Source organism: Telmatobacter bradus, from assembly GCF_048629425.1.
GTDB classification, from domain to species: Bacteria; Acidobacteriota; Terriglobia; order Terriglobales; family Acidobacteriaceae; genus Telmatobacter; species Telmatobacter bradus.
Genome location: NZ_CP184532.1, coordinates 3,407,487 through 3,422,508 on the forward strand (window position 1 = coordinate 3,407,487; position 15,022 = coordinate 3,422,508).

Consider the following 15,022-nt stretch of genomic DNA (forward strand, 5'->3'; position numbering starts at 1 on the left):
GAGATACCCCCAAAGAATTGAAAATGCAGTAGTTGTTCCCGTTGTACACGATAAAACGAGAGCCCTTCTAGGGCTCTCGTACCGGCGTTGCCATGCTCTAGTATACGCGCTGCCGGTTCCCGGTGCCGAGCAGCTTCCAGGAAGCCTTTTTCACGAGAGTTTTTCCGCTGAACAAGCCCTTCCCGGAGCCTTGTATCGCACTCAAAGAATCCCCCGCAGCCCGGCAATTTTCTATCTCAACCGTGAATCCATCCGGCCAGAATCAACGCCAGCGAGCCGCTAGCCACGATGATCCACAGCAGAATACCCTGCAGCATGGGCCGCGGTCCCACCTGCCGCAGCGTTTTGGCTGAAAGCCCTGTGCCGATCAGGTAGAGCGTGGCCGTCAGCCCGATCACGCCCAGATGCTGCATCTGCATCATGGCAGGGTGCAGCGTCGTCAGCCATGAGTTGGCTACCGCCGCCAGACAAAAGAAAAGGATGAACCACGGCCAGTGAATGCGGGCCTTGCTTTTGCGCATCATGGCAATGCCCAGCGAGAGCGGCACAATCCACAACGCACGGGCCAGCTTGACCGTCGTGCCCACGGCCAGCGCCAGGGCACCGTATTTGGCTGTAGCGCCCACCACGGAACTGGTGTCATGAATGGCCAGCGCGGCCCACAGACCGAACTGCGTCTGGCTCAGATGCAGAGCCATACCGATGGCAGGAAAGGCCAGCAACGCCACGGAGTTCAGCACAAAGATCGTGCCCAGCGAGATAGCTGTGTCTTCCTCACTGGCCTCGGTAACCGGAGCCAGAGCGGCAATAGCGCTGCCGCCACAGATGGCGGTTCCAGCCGAAATCAGGAAGGAGGCGTTCTTTTTTACGCCCAGCAGACGGCCCAGCAGCCAGCCAGCCGTCAGGGCAAAGCTGATGCTGGCAGCCGTATAAACCACCCCGGAGCGGCCAGCCTGCAGAACCTGACCAAGATTCATGCCAAAGCCCAACCCCACCACTGAAACCTGCAGCAGAAATTTGCTGAGCTTGCGCGCCTCCAGGTGAAACGGATGCACAAACGAAAAACCGTAGGCAATGCCCAAGGCCAAAGCCACGGGCGGCGCAAGCAGCCCACTGGCAGAAAGAATCAATCCAATAAAAAAGATGTTTTTGCTCACGAAAACGAGTCTGCGCCCGATAGAGAGCCCGGGGCCAAGCAGAAGGGATGATGACTCATAAGCTGGGCTTATCGAATGCGGCTCACTTCTTGCGCACCCGCCGCGTGCGCTCGCTCACCTGCTCCAGCAGAAAGCGGCGAAACTCCTGCGCCACGCCGCGCAACTCCGCCCCACACGGAGCCACCAGCAACAGATCGCGCTCCACGCGCAGGCCAGCAACTGGCACAATGCGAAAACTTTTGCCCAGGCGCAGATCCTTGACGATGGCGCAACGCGAGACAAAGCCCGCGCCCACGCCCGCCTCCACGGCCGACTTGATCGCCTCGGTTGCATCCAGTTCCATGGCAATGCGCAGCGCGCCGGTGCGCAGGCCCTTGCGCTCAAGCGCCAGCTCCACGATGCGTCTCGTGCCGGAGCCATGTTCACGCATGAGCAGTGGAAGCTCCGCCAGCCCGGCCACTGTCAGATCTTTCGTCTTGGCCCAGCTCCGCGCCATGGGCGCGATCAACACCAGCTCATCGCGCAGGAAAGGCGCAACGGTCACACTGTTCGAGCGCGGCGGCCCCTCAATAAAGCCCAGCGCCACACGGCCCTCTTCAACGGCCTCCACAATGTGCTCGGTATTGCCGCTGGTCAACTGCGCCCGTACGCGCGGATGCATACGGCAGAACGCGCCCAACACACCCGGCAACACGTATTGCGCAATGGTGGTGGAAGCGCCCAGCGCCAGCTGTCCGCCAAAGCTGCCATCGAGCGCGGCAATCTCGTCCCGCGCCTGTTCGAGCAGCGTGCTGCTCTGCCGCGCATGATCGAGCAAAACGCTGCCCGCCACGGTCAGCCGCACACGCCGCCCGGCGCGGTCAATCAGCTGCGTGCCCAGCTCTTCTTCAAGCGCCTTGATCTGCTGACTGACCGCTGGCTGGGTCAAAAACAGCTCTTCCGCGGCCTTGCGAAAGCTCAACTGCCCGGCCACCGCACGAAAGACAACCAGACGAAAATTCTCCAGACTGGACATGCAGACTATTAAAGCATTTCGAAAGGCAGTACGAACGCCACGCACTGCGCCCAAGGTGCGGTTATTCTTGTCAGTAATGAAACTTAAGCAAGCGTGGATCCGTTCAACGAGCGAGTCGCCGAAGAGCGTTCGTATCGCCCGCTGGGCCAAACGGCTCGGCTGGTTTGTGGCTGGCCTTGTAGCGGTGGCTGCGGTCGGCTACGGCACGCTGGCGCTCTGGCTGCACGCTGCCGCCAGCGCCGCTCTGCCCCAGTTGGACGGCGAAGCCATGCTGGCCGGATTGAGCACCCCCGTCCGCGTTCTGCGCGACGGCCACGGCGTACCCCACATTGAAGCCGCCACCCAAACCGACCTCTTTACAGCGCAAGGCTACGTGACGGCGCAGGACCGCCTGTGGCAGATGGACCTGATGCGCCGCGCCGCGGGTGGCAACTTGGCCGAAATTCTGGGAAAATCCATGCTGGAGCACGACAAGGCCTCGCGCGTGCTGCTCTTCCGCCCCACCGCCCAGCGCATCTACGCCAACCTGCCCGCCGACGAACGCCAGCGCGTGGACGCTTACGCCCGTGGCGTGAACTTTTTCATCGCGCAGCATGCGAACACACTGCCAGCCGAATTCCGCCTGCTTGGCTACCGGCCCGAGCCGTGGACCGGCGTGGATTCGATCAGCATCGGCCTGCTGGTGGTGCAGATGCTCGACACGCACTGGCCCACCAAGCTGGCCCATGAGCATGTGACCAACAGGCTCCAGGACAAAAGCCTGCTCGACGACCTCTACCCGGTGGGCAGCTGGCGTGACCGTCCGCCCACCGGCCTGCCGCACGATGCGAACCGCCCGCTCCAACCCACGCTGCATCCCGCAGGCCACGACAAAAACGACGAAATCGACGAAGACGACGAGCCTGCTCAGGCAAAACTCACATTCCCGGCAGAACTGCTGCCCGGCCTGAAAGCGGTTCTGAATCTGCCCGCCTGCAGCGGCTGCATTCCGGGCTCGAACAACTGGGTGGTCAGCGGCCAACACACCGCCAGCGGCCATCCTCTGCTGGCCAACGACATGCACCTTGGCCTGACGGTGCCGAACATCTGGTACATGGCTGACCTGCAGGCCCCTGGCTATCACGCGGCCGGCGTAAGCCTGCCCGGCATGCCTTACATCATCGAAGGCCACAATGAGCACGTGGCCTGGGGCATTACCGCGCTGATGGGCGACGCGCAGGACCTTTACATTGAGAAGCTCGACGGCAAGGGCAACTTCCAGCGCAACGACGCAAGCTGGCAGCCGCTGCGCGTTTCACACGAAGTCATCAAGGTACGTGGCAGCCACGCGGTGCTACTCGACGTGCAGAGCACAGACCACGGTCCGCTGCTCAATCCGATTCTGCCCAAAGAGAAGCGCCCGCTCGCCCTCAAGTGGACGATCTACGATGCACATCTGAACTCCATGCCTGTCTACCGCGTGAACACGGCGGCCAACTGGCAGCAGTTCACCGCCGCGCTGGCTGACTGGTGCTGGCCGACGCTCAACATCGTCTACGCCGATGATGCGGGGCACATTGGCTACCACGCCGTGGGCCGCATTCCAATCCATTCCGCAGCAAACGATCTTCCTCTGCCGCTTGCTGCTAAAAATCGCCGCGAGGAATGGGGCGGATTCGACGCGGGAAGCAGACAGGCGCTGCTCTACGTACCCTTTGACAGCATGCCGTCGAGCTTCGATCCGCCGTCGGGCTTTTTGGCCACGGCCAACGCCCGCGTCACCACGGACAGTTCGAAGTACCCGATTGCCCGCGAGTGGGTTGAGCCCTATCGCGTGGAGCGCATCTATAAATCACTGGAAGGCCGCGACGGCCTCACACCTGCCGATATGCTGGCCGTGCAGACCGACGTTTACAGCGAGTTCGATCAGGAGATGGGCCAGCGCATTGCCTACGCCATTGACCACTCGACCAACGACGACCCGCGCCTGCATCAAGCCGCGAAGCTGCTGCGCGCCTGGGATGGCCGCCTGAGCACCGATTCCGCCGCGGCATCGATCATCACCCAAACCCGCATGGCGCTCTGGCCCATGCTCCTGGAGCCGAAACTTGGCAAGGACTGGAGCAGCTACGAGTGGGGCGAGTCGAACTTCGCCATGGAAGAGATCGTGATGCACGCCAAGGCTGCATGGCTGCCCAAGAAGTACAAGAACTGGGACGAATTGCTGACCGCTGCCGTCCGCCTGGGTCTACAAGACGGCCATGCGCCCAGCGATCTGCGGCGTTGGCGCTATGGCAACTGGCATGTGGTCGATCTGGAGCACCCGCTGGCCAAAATGCTGCCACTGATCGGACCCACGGCTGGCACCGGCGCGCTGCCCCTCAGTGGCGACACGACCACCGTCAAGCAGGTGGGCCGCGCCTTCGGTCCCTCGCAGCGCTTCACCATGGACTGGAGCAATGTGGACGGCTCGACGGAAAACATCGTGCTCGGCCAAAGCGGCAACCCGCTCAGCCCGCACTTCCGCGACCAGTGGAACACCTACTACAGCGGCACAACCTTCGCCCTGCCCTTCACCGACGCCGCCGTCGCACGGCAGACGCGGCATACGCTGGTGCTGAAGCCGTAAAAGCAGGGACCAGGGTATCCCTAGCTTCTAGCACCTAGAGCCTCTCACTTCGCACCTGCATTTACACTGGTCCAGGGGGGCGCATATGAGCCGTTTGACCGTGGATCAGGATCAGTGTTTGCAGGATGGAGCCTGCGTGGATGTTTGTCCCGCACGCACGCTCAAGCTCAATGAGCAGGGCTACCCGGAAGAGATTCCCGCGGCACGCTGCATTGAATGCGGCCATTGCGTGGCCGTCTGCATGAGCGGTGCACTGCACCATGCGGCGCTGCCTGACGCCGACTTTTTGCCCGTGCCTGAGAACCGGCCCTCCGCCGAGTCCATCGATGGCTTTCTGATGGGTCGCCGCTCGGTGCGCGAGTTCAAACCAGAGCCAGTCCAGCGCGAGACGATGGAAACACTGCTGGAAGTAGCCCGCCGCGCACCCACCGCATCGAACTCGCAGAAGCTGCACTGGATCGTTCTGAGCGGCCGCGACAAGGTACAGGCTCTGGCTGCGCAGGTGGTTGAGGGCGGAAGAATTGGCGGTCTTCCTCCGGCGCTGCTGGCGCAGTGGGATGCAGGCTACGACTTTGCCCTGCGCGGTGCGCCCACCGTTCTGGTGGCCTGCGCGCCCAAGGAATATAGCTGGGGTCCCGTCGACTCTGCCACCGCTCTGGCTTACGTGGAACTGGCAGCCGAAGCCCGCGGCATGGGCGTTTGCTGGGCAGGCTACCTGACGCGCATCGGCTCACTCTACCCACCGGTGCAAAAGCTGTTGCAGATTCCCGAAGGCTACGCTATTTGCGGCGGCCTGATGCTGGGCGAAGGCACCTATGGCTATCGCCTGATTCCGCCCCGCAAGCCGCTCAGCGTCCAGTGGATTTAAGACAGACGGAGGGAGCATGGACCTTCAGGCCCATGGCAACCCCTGCCCCAACCTTAGGGCCTTCAGGCCCGGCAAACTTTACCTACTCCGCATGACTTCATCTCATTCAAACCGGACGCTTCCCCGATGGGCAGGCATTGCGCTGGTGCTGGCAGCCGCGCTGCTGGCCCTGCTTCCCGAGCTTGCACGTGGCTGCTCCTGCGGCCACGACTTCGACTTCCACCTGCTCAGTTGGATGGATGCGCTGCACGCCTGGCGCTCCGGCATTCCCTATCCGCACTGGACTCCCTCGGCCAACTACGGCGCGGGCGAGCCGCGTTTTGTCTTCTATCCGCCGCTTACCTGGATGCTGGGCGCAGCCCTCGGCGCGGTCTTCAACTGGCAGTGGGTTCCGGTGGCGCTCACCTTTGTGCTGCTGGCCTTAACCGGATTGGGCGCGCGCACCATGGCCCGCGAATGGCTTGATGAAGCCCCCGCCACGCTGGCCGGAGCCATTGCCATCTTCAGCGGCTATGCACTGTTCACCGCCTACGAACGCACCGCCTTCGCCGAGCTGACCGGTGGCTTCTGGATTGCGCTGGTGCTCAAGTTTGCCCTGAGCAGGCAGGCTTCGAGCGCTCCCCTCGTCCGCCGCGCCCTCGACGGCTCAGCGGCACTACTGGCACTCTCCATCTGCGGCGCATGGCTCTCGAACCCCACCGTCGCCGTGATGGCTTGCTACATGTTGGCAGCCGTAGTGCTGGTTGCCGCGTGGTCTGTGCGCTCCTGGGCTCCGGTCGTACGTGCGGCCGTGGCCACGCCGCTGGGGCTGGGGCTTTCTGCACTCTATCTTGTGCCGGTCGCAGGCGAACAGCGCTGGGCCGATCTGAATCAGGTGAATGAAACGCCCGGCCAGATGCTCGAAAACAACTGGCTCTTCAGCCACCACGCCGATCCCGTGCTGGCCTTCCACGACGTGGTTCTGCGGCAGGTTTCGTGGACCGCCGTGGCCATGATCGTGCTCACGCTGCTGGCCACGGCACTCTGCGCCTGGCGCAAAAAACTTCCCGGCTCGCGCTCCATCTGGCTGCCGCTGGCGCTTATTCCCCTCGCGGTCCTGCTGCTGCAACTGCCGGTCTCCCGTCTGGCGTGGGAGGTGCTGCCCAAGCTGCGCTACCTGCAATTTCCCTGGCGCTGGCTCATCGCGCTAGAAGCCCCCCTCGGCCTGCTACTGGCCTCCGCCCTCTGGCCCAGCCAGAAGCAGAATCTAAAAAAGAAACAAGCCGCAGTTGTGGCCGTGGCCTGTCTGGCCTTTGCCAGCCTCACCCTGGCTGCCAACCGCTGGTACTTCCAGAGCTGCGCGGAGGAAGACTCTCCCGCCGGCATGCTGGCCGCCTGGAGTTCCGGCGCAGGCTATCGCGGCATGGATGAGTACATTCCGTTTGGGGCCGACAACGACCTGCTGGCCACGGGCCTGCCCGATGCCTGCCTCACGGCCGACGCACAAACCCCGCTCGGCCAGAAGCAACCGCCCCCGCCCGACGCCTCACCCGACGACGACCCTCCGCCGCCGCTCTGGCAACCCGCGCAGGGCAGCTGCCTGCAGACCTTCACGGCTGATCCCAAGCGCAGCGCCCACGCCGCTGAGCACTTCGAGCTGCGGGGTTCGGTCCAGCACTCCGGCTTCCTGATTCTGCGCCTGCGCCGCTATCCGGCATGGAAGATTCGCGTCAACAACCAGCCGGTAAATACGAATCAGCCGGTAAACACGCTGCCTCAGCGGGCCGACGGCCTGATCGCCCTGCCCGTCGCCGCCGGACCTCTTGTGCTTACCGCCGACTGGATTGCCACGCCCGACGTCTGGCTGGGCCGCATCCTCAGTCTGGTCAGTGTGTTCCTGCTCACAGCTCTTTCTCTACTGGAACAATCATGGAAGCCTAGCAGGCCCCGGCTCGTCTAGAATAGTTGTATGGCCGTCGATGTAAAGTTGCTCTTGAAGTCTGGCGCGGAGCTGGTGGATCGCGCTCTGGAAGAACTGCTGCCCTCGGTAAACGTCGTTCCCACGTCGATTCATGGCGCCATGCGCCACTCCACCTTTGCCGGTGGCAAGCGCTTGCGTCCGGTGCTGGCACAGCAGGCTGCGGCCACCTTGTGCGGCACAGTTCCGGCGGGCGTTGAACAGCTGGGTGCGGCGCTCGAGATGCTGCACACCTACTCGCTGATCCACGACGATCTGCCCGCCCTCGATAACGACGACCTGCGCCGCGGTATGCCCACCTGCCACAAGGCCTTTGGCGAAGCCATCGCCATTCTGGCCGGCGACGCGCTGCAGACCCGCGCCTTTGAGGTTCTGGCCGGGCTCAACTGCCCGCCCGCCGCAACCGTGCAGATCATCGCTCTGGTGGCCAATGCCGTTGGCACCGTGGAAGGCATGATCGGCGGTCAGGTGCTGGACATTGAAAGCGAGCACAAAAAACCCACCCCCGAACTGGTGGACGCTATTCACCGCGCCAAGACCGGTGCGCTGATCCGCGTGGCCGTGGTGGCTGGCGGCGTCTTTGGCGGGGCCAGCGCGGAAGACGTTGAACGCCAGACCGTCTTCGGCAGCAAAGCCGGTCTGGCCTTCCAGATCATCGACGACATTCTCGACGTCACGGTGGATTCGGCCCAGTTGGGCAAGACCGCCGGCAAGGATCTGGCCACGGAAAAGGCCACCTGGCCCGCCGTCTTTGGCCTGGAGCAGAGCAAAAAAGACGCAGCCCGTCTGATCGACGAAGCCTTTGCCGCACTCGCGCCCTACGGCGAGCGCGCCGACGGCCTCAAGGCCCTGGCCCGCTACCTGGTGGAGCGCCAGAACTAGGCAAAGCCAATCCTCTATGTTCAAGAAGAGCGCCCGGATCAACCTGCTTGATTCGGGCGCTTTTGTATCAGACCCGTACAGGGAATTCGAACCCCTTCCATCCAGAAAAATTTCCCGCCTATTTGTCTTTCCGTTTCTTCCTGTCCCACATCTGTAATGTATTCTTCGCTTTGCTGTGCGAAAATCCAATGCAGGCCATGGTGTCTGTTGACGGATGCGTACTTTTTCTTTCTTTGTTGCACTGAATGCGTTGGTTCTTGCCCTGAGCGGAGTTCCCGCCCAGCCGCAGCCTGCGTCCGGCAATACGCCGACTCTGGCGCTCACCGGAGGCACGGTCGTTGACCTTACGGCCTGGGGCGAATCTGCCCGCGACCTGGAAAATGCCACGGTCCTCATCCGCGATGGCCACATCACCGAGGTCGGCCCGTCCACGACCATCAAGATCCCCAAAGATGCCCGCGTCCTCGACTGCCACGGAAAGTACATTCTTCCCGGTCTGGTAGACGGCTATGCCGGCATGAACAATCAACGGCAGGCCAGCGCCAACCTCTACATGGGCGTGACCACCGTGGTGGTGCGCAACGACGCGCAGCACGGCGCCGTCTCTCTGAACGCCAATCCCTCGCCGCATCTGTATCTGATCGACACCGTCGGCAGCACCGATAACTGGTCGCTGCTTGGCCACCAGCCGCAGTGGGCTGAAAAACTGCAAGCTGGCACGCACCCCTCTGAATTGAGTCCGGAAGAAACAACCCGCCAGTTAAGCGACACAGCGCGCATGGGCACACGCGTGCTCTTTCTCGGGCGGAATATCACTGCGGCCAACACCCAGCGGATCATCGCCCGTGCACATCAGTTGGGCCTGATTACCTACGGTGAATTTGCCGCCACTCCTTACGAGGTGGGCATCAACGCCGGTGTGGACGTGCTCATCCGCATGGACCGCTACGACCTGGGCGATGTGCCCGATGAGTTACAGCGCCCACTGGCTGAAGACCCCTGGGGCGCGGCCGCCAACACCGCCTACGATTACGCCGGGCGCGTGCCGCCCACCGATCTGCGCCTGCGCAACTATGCACATTTTGTGGCCAGCCATCACGCCGTGCTGATGCCTGCCTTCAGCCTTTATTACGTAAATCTTCCCGGGCATCGCAATCTGTGGAAGGAACAGGCCGCGGCACTACTCGACCCCGCGCATCTGAACGAGCCATCCAATCCCGCAACCGGCGAAATGGATTATCCGCTCTCGCCCTGGACACACCGTTTGCCCGCGCCCAGCCAGCACTGGATGGAAGACAACCTGCGCAAAAAGGCCGACCAGCACGCCACCCGCCTGTGGCAGATCAATGAAGCCATCTTCTCTGAATTTCCGCACTATCTGGCCGCCAGCGGAGCCTCCGTACACGGTACGATGCCGGGAATCTCGCTACACACTGAGCTAGAGCTGCTGGTGCGCCTTGGCCTGACCCCGCGTGAGGCTCTGGCCTCGGCCACCACCAACTACGCCGTACAGTTCGGCTGGTACGAGTTGGGTGTGATTGCCCCCGGCCGCCGTGCCGATGTGCTCGTGCTCGATGCCAACCCCACCAAGAACATCTGGAATGCCCGCCGCATCAACACCCTGTTGCTTGACGGCAACATCATCGACCGCGAAGCCCTGCTGCGGCAGCGCAAATAAAGCATTATTCGCAGCGCAGCGCCGTCATCGCATCCATGCGTGCCGCGCGCCGCGCTGGAAGCCAGCCCGCCAGCAGCGCCAGCCCCAGCAACACCGCCCCCACCAGCGCGAAAAACAGCACATCCTGCGGACCGGTTCCATACAACAGCGCCCGCAACAAGGACGAAGCTGCAATCGCCAGCGGCACACCCACAGCCAGCCCCGCCACCGCAGGCAGCACGCCGCACCGGAGTGCCTGGCGCTGCACCGCCGCCCGGCTTGCTCCCAGCGCTAGGCGAATGCCCATTTCGCGCCGCCGCTGCCGCACCGCGTAATCCACCACACCGTAGACGCCAATGCCCACAATGAGCAGCGCAAAAGCCGCAAAGCCCATCATGAATTGCATCAGCATGCGCTCAACCAGCATTGCATCCGAGACCACGGCACGCATGGTGCGCACGTCCTGCACCGGCAGATCAGCATCCATGGCGGCTACGGTAGCGCGCACCGTGTTCGTCATACCCGCCGCAGCGCCGCGCGTACGTAGCGCAATCGACATATTGCGCTGCTGCTTCTGCGCATACGGGCTATAAACCACCGGCTCCGGTTCCTCCGTGGGCAGCTTTCTGCGCACTGCCGCAACCACGCCCACAATCGTGCGCCACTGGCCGTCGTAATCGTCCTTGTAGCGATGGCCGATGGGGTCTTGATGGGAGAAAAACTTGCGCGCGAGCGTTTCGTCAATCACGCTCACCGGAATGCTGCCGGCTGCGTCCTGCGCGGTAAAATCGCGGCCTGCGAGCACACGAATCCCCATGGTGCCAAAGTAGCCCGGTGTAGTCGTACTGTACTCCACCATGCTGGCTTCGCGATCGAGCTTGTCTGCGCGGCCTTCCACGGCAAAGGTTCCGCCCGTGAAGCCATCGTCCATCGGCAAACGATCTACGGCACCAACCGCCTCAACGCCAGGAGCGTTGCGCAAGCGCTCCTGAAGATCGCGGAAGAATGCGGCCCGGCTGGCCTCCGTTGCATACTTTGCACGAGGCAGGGAAATGCTGAAGGTCAGCACGCGTTCCGCCTGCAGGCCGGTGTTGGTGTGCACCGCTATTGACTACTGCATAAATAATGCAATAATACTTTCAGAGGTACGGTACCCCTATGCCCAGACTGAAGGCAAGTGCCGAGCTTTTGGAAGACCGTCGCCGTCGTGCTTTAGCGCTGTTGGATGAAGGCTGCTCGCTCAACGAAGTCGGACGACAGATAGGATGTAACGCGAGTTCAGTGATGCGCTGGCGCGATGCTCGACGGCAGCGCGGAGACGATGCTTTGCAGGTCCGTTTTTCTCCTGGACGCCCCCTGAAGTTGGGTGCTACTGAGCGCAAGAAGCTTGTTCGGCTGTTGCTCAAGGGGCCGATGGCTCAGGGTTATCGCACCAATCTGTGGACCACCGCACGCATTGCCGCGTTGATCGAGAGCGAGTTCGGCGTGAGCTACCACCCGGATCACATAGGCCGGTTGATGCACGATCTCGGTTGGACTCCGCAGAAGCCGGAACGACGCGCTCTGGAGCGCAACGAAGAAGAGATCGAGCGTTGGAAACAAAAAGAGTGGCCGCGTATAAAAAAAACGCCACAAGGCTGGGCGCCCACATCGTCTTTGCCGATGAATCGGGCTTCTTGATGATTCCCAACGTGGTCAGAACCTGGGCGCCACAAGGGGAAACACCTATCCACCGCCATCGCCAAGGACAGCGCGACAAGATCTCGGTGATCTCGGGAATTTCCGTCAGCCCTGGACGACATCATCTCGGTCTCTACTATCTTCTTTTTTACGACAACATCGGGCAGGAGGAGGTCTGTCTGTATTTGCGCGAACTGACGCGCCTCCTGCGCGGCCCGATCATTCTGCTCCTCGACAACTCATCGACGCACAAGGGAAAGCCTATCGAGCAATTTCTCGAAAAGCATCCCCGGCTGCGCATCGAGCACTTTCCGTCCTATGCCCCGCAACTGAATCCAGACGAAGGCGTCTGGTCATTGGCCAAGCGGGAACTGGCCAACAGCTGCCCAAAGGATGTGGACGAACTGATGGAAGACATACTTGGCTCCATTGACGGAATTCGGAACTCGCAGGCAAAACTGCGCGGCTGCATCGCCCAATCCGAGTTGTCCATTTCTTTGCGCTGAATCATTGCACTATTTATGCAGGAATCAATAAGACAAAACTCTTGACCAGCAGGCCAGCCGCAGCCAGCATCAGCACGGCCAAAGCAACTTCGCCCGCCACCAGCCAGTTCATGGTGCGATTGCGGGCACGTAGGCTGCTCCACGCGCCACTCAGCCCCGCGCCACCGCTTGAACGCAGCACCGCATTGGGATTCGCGCCCGTCACGGCCAGCGCCGGAATCAGGCCTGTCAGCAGGCCCGTCATGAGCGAGAGTACAACCGTAAACAGCAACACCATGCCATTCAACTGCAGACTCACGGCAAAGCCAAGCTCCGAGGGTGCAATCACACGGAAGACGCGCATGAGCGTCAGCACCAACACTATGCCCAGAGCCCCGCCGCTCACACTCAGCAGTACGGTTTCCGTCAGCATCTGCCGCAGCAGGCGCGCCCGGCCCGCGCCCAACGAGGCACGAATAGCCATCTCCTGTGTGCGATCGCTGGCCCGCGCCAGCAAGAGTCCCGCCACGCTCACCGAAGCCAGCAACAACACACAACAAGCAGCCACGGCAAAGATCGCAAGCGGCTTGCTGACTTCGCCCGCCAACCACGCGCCCATCGTCTGCACCTGCACGCGCCAGCCTTTATCGGTCTCGGGATACTGCGCCTCCAGCCGCTGCGCAATCATGCTCATCTGGTTCTGCGCTTCGGCCAGCGTCACGCCCTCCTTGAGCCGCGCCACCACACCGTATTGATGTTGCCTACGCCCGAGCGTGCCCGTCTCCGTTTCCAACAAAGGTGCCAGAAACTCGCCCGTCATCGCGCCGGGAAAGGAGTAGCCGCGCGGCAGCACGCCGATGATTGTGTAGGCAACACCGTCGAGCGTCACCGTGCGGCCCAGTACATGCACATCGGCAGCAAAACGCTTGCGCCAGGCCGCATCGCTGAGCACCAGCACGTGTGGCGCGCCCAGCCTGTCTTCCTCTTCCGTAAAAAAGCGGCCCATCTGCGGCTCAATGCCAAGCACACGCAGAAACTCCGGCGTGGTACCGCTGCCAATCACCACCTGCGGCTGGCCAATGCCCGTGAGCGTGCGCTGACGCACCTCCGGAGAAATAGCCATGGCGTTGAAGGCCGTGTTCTGCCGCTTCCAGTCCATGAATTGTGGGTAACCAGCGCCCTCATTGGTGCCACTCACGTGCTTTGCATCCAGCGCCAGAATGCGCTCGGCATGAGGAAACGGATAGGGGTTCACCAACAGCGCATGCACCACGCTGAAGACTGCCGTATTCACGCCAATGCCGCAGCCCAGAGTAAGAATCACAATAGCGCTCAGCCCGCGATTGCGCCTGATGTTGCGCAGGGCAAAACGCAGGTCCTGCCCGAGGCGATCCAGCACGCTCCAGCCCCAGGCCGCGCGGGTACGATCACGCAGCAAGGCGGTATTGCCAAAGCGCAAGCGCGCCGCCCGCGTGGCTTCTTCGTCGCTTGCGCCTTCGGCCCGCAGTTGGCTGGCACGCTGCTCCATGTGGAAGCGCATCTCCTCTTCCATCTCGCGATTAAAACGATCCGCGCCGAACCAAAACCACACCCTGCGCAACAGCTCCTGCAATCGCTCCATCCTGCGGCTCCTTCGCTCTAAGAAAACCAGGAACAAGAAAATCAGGCCGGCTGAATCACCCGCGTAATCGCCTCCATCACCCGCGTGAACTCGCTGACTTCGGTGGTCAGTTGTTTGCGGCCCGCTGCCGTCAGCTTGTAATAGCGCGCCCGGCGGTTGTTCTCGCTCAACCCCCACTCGGCCTTCACCCAGCCCTTGGCGAGCATGCGCTGCAGGGCCGGGTAGAGCGAGCCTTCTTCCACGCTCAGCACCGACTGCGACATACACTCGATGTATTGCGCAATGCCGTAGCCATGCATGGATCCCTCACTGTCCAGACTGCGCAGAATCAGCATGTGCAGCGTGCCGGGCGGAACTTCGCTCTTGCCCATCGCGTCTCTCCCATAGTTTATCTATGGGAGAGAATGCACCTACTCCCCATTCCCTGTCAATTCCCCTGCCAAAAATAAGCAGCATCGCGCAGGCTGCCAACCCGCGCGATGCTGCTCATTTCTTCCGTTGTTTTTGATGAAACAAAGCCGCTCAGTGCGCCTGCAGATGCGCCAATATGCCCGCCGTCGCTTCCACCTGCCCCAGCCGGGGAAAGATCTTCTCGATCGAGTGCTGATGCGAAGTTGCAGCGCGATCCGTCATCGCATCCGCAGCCAGCACGACGTTGTAGCCCAGCTCATAGGCCGAGCGCGCCGTTGACTCCACGCCGATGCTGGTGGAAACGCCAGCCAGCACGATCTGTGTTACGCCCAGCAAGCGCAACTGCGCATCCAGATCGGTAGTCAGAAATGCACCCCAGCTCTTCTTCGTTACGCGTAGATCGGTAGGCTGCACGTCGAGTTCCGGCACCAGTTCGGCCCAGTCGGCGGGCAGATCCCGCATGAGCCAGCTCACATCACTGCGGCCCGCCGAGCGGCCAGCCACATTCACCAGCACCACCGGAAGATTGCGCGCCCGAAAGCTGGCGGCCAACAACGCGGCGTTCGCTAGCACATCGCGGATGGGGTGCGCGGTGGGGATCTGCACGATTCCCTTCTGCAGATCGATCATCACTAAAGCTACCTTCTCGTCCAGTTGAGTCAGCGGCATCGTTTCTCCTTG

At 62.1% G+C, this 15,022-nt stretch carries 13 protein-coding genes; 7 read left to right on the top strand and 6 right to left on the bottom strand.

The genetic code is table 11. The features are described from left to right. Window positions 1-236 precede the first annotated feature (236 nt). Both ACOBR2_RS13960 and ACOBR2_RS13965 read right to left on the bottom strand, forming a co-directional pair. Complete coding sequence (locus tag ACOBR2_RS13960) at window positions 237-1,157, bottom strand: YeiH family protein (protein ID WP_420236727.1); 921 nt, start codon at window positions 1,155-1,157, stop codon at window positions 237-239. A gap of 82 nt (window positions 1,158-1,239) precedes the next feature. Continuing rightward, entirely contained in the window at window positions 1,240-2,172 is a 933-nt protein-coding gene (locus tag ACOBR2_RS13965) for a LysR substrate-binding domain-containing protein (protein ID WP_420236728.1), read from the bottom strand. Window positions 2,173-2,248: 76 nt separating this feature from the next. Here ACOBR2_RS13965 and ACOBR2_RS13970 point away from each other — a divergent pair, with 76 nt between their 5' ends. The 5 genes from ACOBR2_RS13970 to ACOBR2_RS13990 all read left to right on the top strand — a co-directional run bounded on the left by ACOBR2_RS13970 (window position 2,249) and on the right by ACOBR2_RS13990 (window position 10,165). After that, window positions 2,249-4,780, top strand: a complete 2,532-nt coding sequence (locus tag ACOBR2_RS13970; protein ID WP_420236729.1) for a penicillin acylase family protein — start codon at window positions 2,249-2,251, stop codon at window positions 4,778-4,780. An 85-nt stretch (window positions 4,781-4,865) separates the two neighbouring features. Then, on the top strand, window positions 4,866-5,648 hold the full coding sequence (locus tag ACOBR2_RS13975) for a nitroreductase family protein (protein WP_420236730.1): 783 nt from the start codon (window positions 4,866-4,868) through the stop codon (window positions 5,646-5,648). A 91-nt stretch (window positions 5,649-5,739) separates the two neighbouring features. After that, window positions 5,740-7,587 carry a 6-pyruvoyl-tetrahydropterin synthase-related protein gene (locus ACOBR2_RS13980; RefSeq protein ID WP_420236731.1) on the top strand — a complete coding sequence of 616 codons (1,848 nt, stop codon included), beginning with the start codon at window positions 5,740-5,742 and terminating at the stop codon, window positions 7,585-7,587. Between the two features lie 9 nt (window positions 7,588-7,596). Further along, on the top strand, window positions 7,597-8,487 hold the full coding sequence (locus tag ACOBR2_RS13985; protein ID WP_420236732.1) for a polyprenyl synthetase family protein: 891 nt from the start codon (window positions 7,597-7,599) through the stop codon (window positions 8,485-8,487). 214 nt (window positions 8,488-8,701) lie between these two features. Beyond that, on the top strand, window positions 8,702-10,165 hold the full coding sequence (locus tag ACOBR2_RS13990) for an amidohydrolase family protein (RefSeq protein WP_420236733.1): 1,464 nt from the start codon (window positions 8,702-8,704) through the stop codon (window positions 10,163-10,165). A 4-nt stretch (window positions 10,166-10,169) separates the two neighbouring features. On the opposite strand, the gene ACOBR2_RS13995 is transcribed toward ACOBR2_RS13990, so the two are convergent. Continuing rightward, window positions 10,170-11,246 carry an FtsX-like permease family protein gene (locus ACOBR2_RS13995; RefSeq protein ID WP_420236734.1) on the bottom strand — a complete coding sequence of 359 codons (1,077 nt, stop codon included), beginning with the start codon at window positions 11,244-11,246 and terminating at the stop codon, window positions 10,170-10,172. Window positions 11,247-11,302: 56 nt separating this feature from the next. On the opposite strand from ACOBR2_RS13995, the gene ACOBR2_RS14000 reads away from it, so the two are divergent. Together ACOBR2_RS14000 and ACOBR2_RS14005 are read left to right on the top strand one after the other, a co-directional pair. Next, window positions 11,303-11,824, top strand: a complete 522-nt coding sequence (locus ACOBR2_RS14000; RefSeq protein ID WP_420236105.1) for an IS630 family transposase — start codon at window positions 11,303-11,305, stop codon at window positions 11,822-11,824. Then, on the top strand, window positions 11,824-12,330 hold the full coding sequence (locus ACOBR2_RS14005) for an IS630 family transposase (protein WP_420239962.1): 507 nt from the start codon (window positions 11,824-11,826) through the stop codon (window positions 12,328-12,330). The genes ACOBR2_RS14000 and ACOBR2_RS14005 overlap by 1 nt, the downstream gene beginning before the upstream one ends. 13 nt (window positions 12,331-12,343) lie before the next feature. Here ACOBR2_RS14005 and ACOBR2_RS14010 read toward each other — a convergent pair whose 3' ends face one another. From ACOBR2_RS14010 to ACOBR2_RS14020, 3 genes are all read right to left on the bottom strand, one after another. Continuing rightward, window positions 12,344-13,930, bottom strand: coding sequence for an ABC transporter permease (locus ACOBR2_RS14010; protein WP_420236735.1), 1,587 nt, complete (start codon window positions 13,928-13,930; stop codon window positions 12,344-12,346). Window positions 13,931-13,971: 41 nt separating this feature from the next. After that, window positions 13,972-14,301 (bottom strand): PadR family transcriptional regulator, encoded by a 330-nt coding sequence (locus ACOBR2_RS14015; RefSeq protein WP_420236736.1) that lies wholly within the window; start codon window positions 14,299-14,301, stop codon window positions 13,972-13,974. A gap of 151 nt (window positions 14,302-14,452) precedes the next feature. Continuing rightward, entirely contained in the window at window positions 14,453-15,010 is a 558-nt protein-coding gene (locus ACOBR2_RS14020) for an isochorismatase family protein (RefSeq protein WP_420236737.1), read from the bottom strand. Window positions 15,011-15,022: the final 12 nt, after the last annotated feature.

Bases quoted from the DNA above. Each gene is read 5' to 3' on its own strand.
- ACOBR2_RS13970 (WP_420236729.1), top strand. From the start codon at position 2,249: ATGAAACTTAAGCAAGCGTGGATCCGTTCAACGAGCGAGTCGCCGAAG.
- ACOBR2_RS13965 (WP_420236728.1), bottom strand. From the start codon at position 2,172: ATGTCCAGTCTGGAGAATTTTCGTCTGGTTGTCTTTCGTGCGGTGGCC.
- ACOBR2_RS14020 (WP_420236737.1), bottom strand. From the start codon at position 15,010: ATGCCGCTGACTCAACTGGACGAGAAGGTAGCTTTAGTGATGATCGAT.
- ACOBR2_RS14010 (WP_420236735.1), bottom strand. From the start codon at position 13,930: ATGGAGCGATTGCAGGAGCTGTTGCGCAGGGTGTGGTTTTGGTTCGGC.
- ACOBR2_RS14015 (WP_420236736.1), bottom strand. From the start codon at position 14,301: ATGGGCAAGAGCGAAGTTCCGCCCGGCACGCTGCACATGCTGATTCTG.
- ACOBR2_RS13975 (WP_420236730.1), top strand. From the start codon at position 4,866: ATGAGCCGTTTGACCGTGGATCAGGATCAGTGTTTGCAGGATGGAGCC.
- ACOBR2_RS14000 (WP_420236105.1), top strand. From the start codon at position 11,303: ATGCCCAGACTGAAGGCAAGTGCCGAGCTTTTGGAAGACCGTCGCCGT.
- ACOBR2_RS14005 (WP_420239962.1), top strand. From the start codon at position 11,824: ATGATTCCCAACGTGGTCAGAACCTGGGCGCCACAAGGGGAAACACCT.
- ACOBR2_RS13980 (WP_420236731.1), top strand. From the start codon at position 5,740: ATGACTTCATCTCATTCAAACCGGACGCTTCCCCGATGGGCAGGCATT.
- ACOBR2_RS13990 (WP_420236733.1), top strand. From the start codon at position 8,702: ATGCGTACTTTTTCTTTCTTTGTTGCACTGAATGCGTTGGTTCTTGCC.
- ACOBR2_RS13985 (WP_420236732.1), top strand. From the start codon at position 7,597: ATGGCCGTCGATGTAAAGTTGCTCTTGAAGTCTGGCGCGGAGCTGGTG.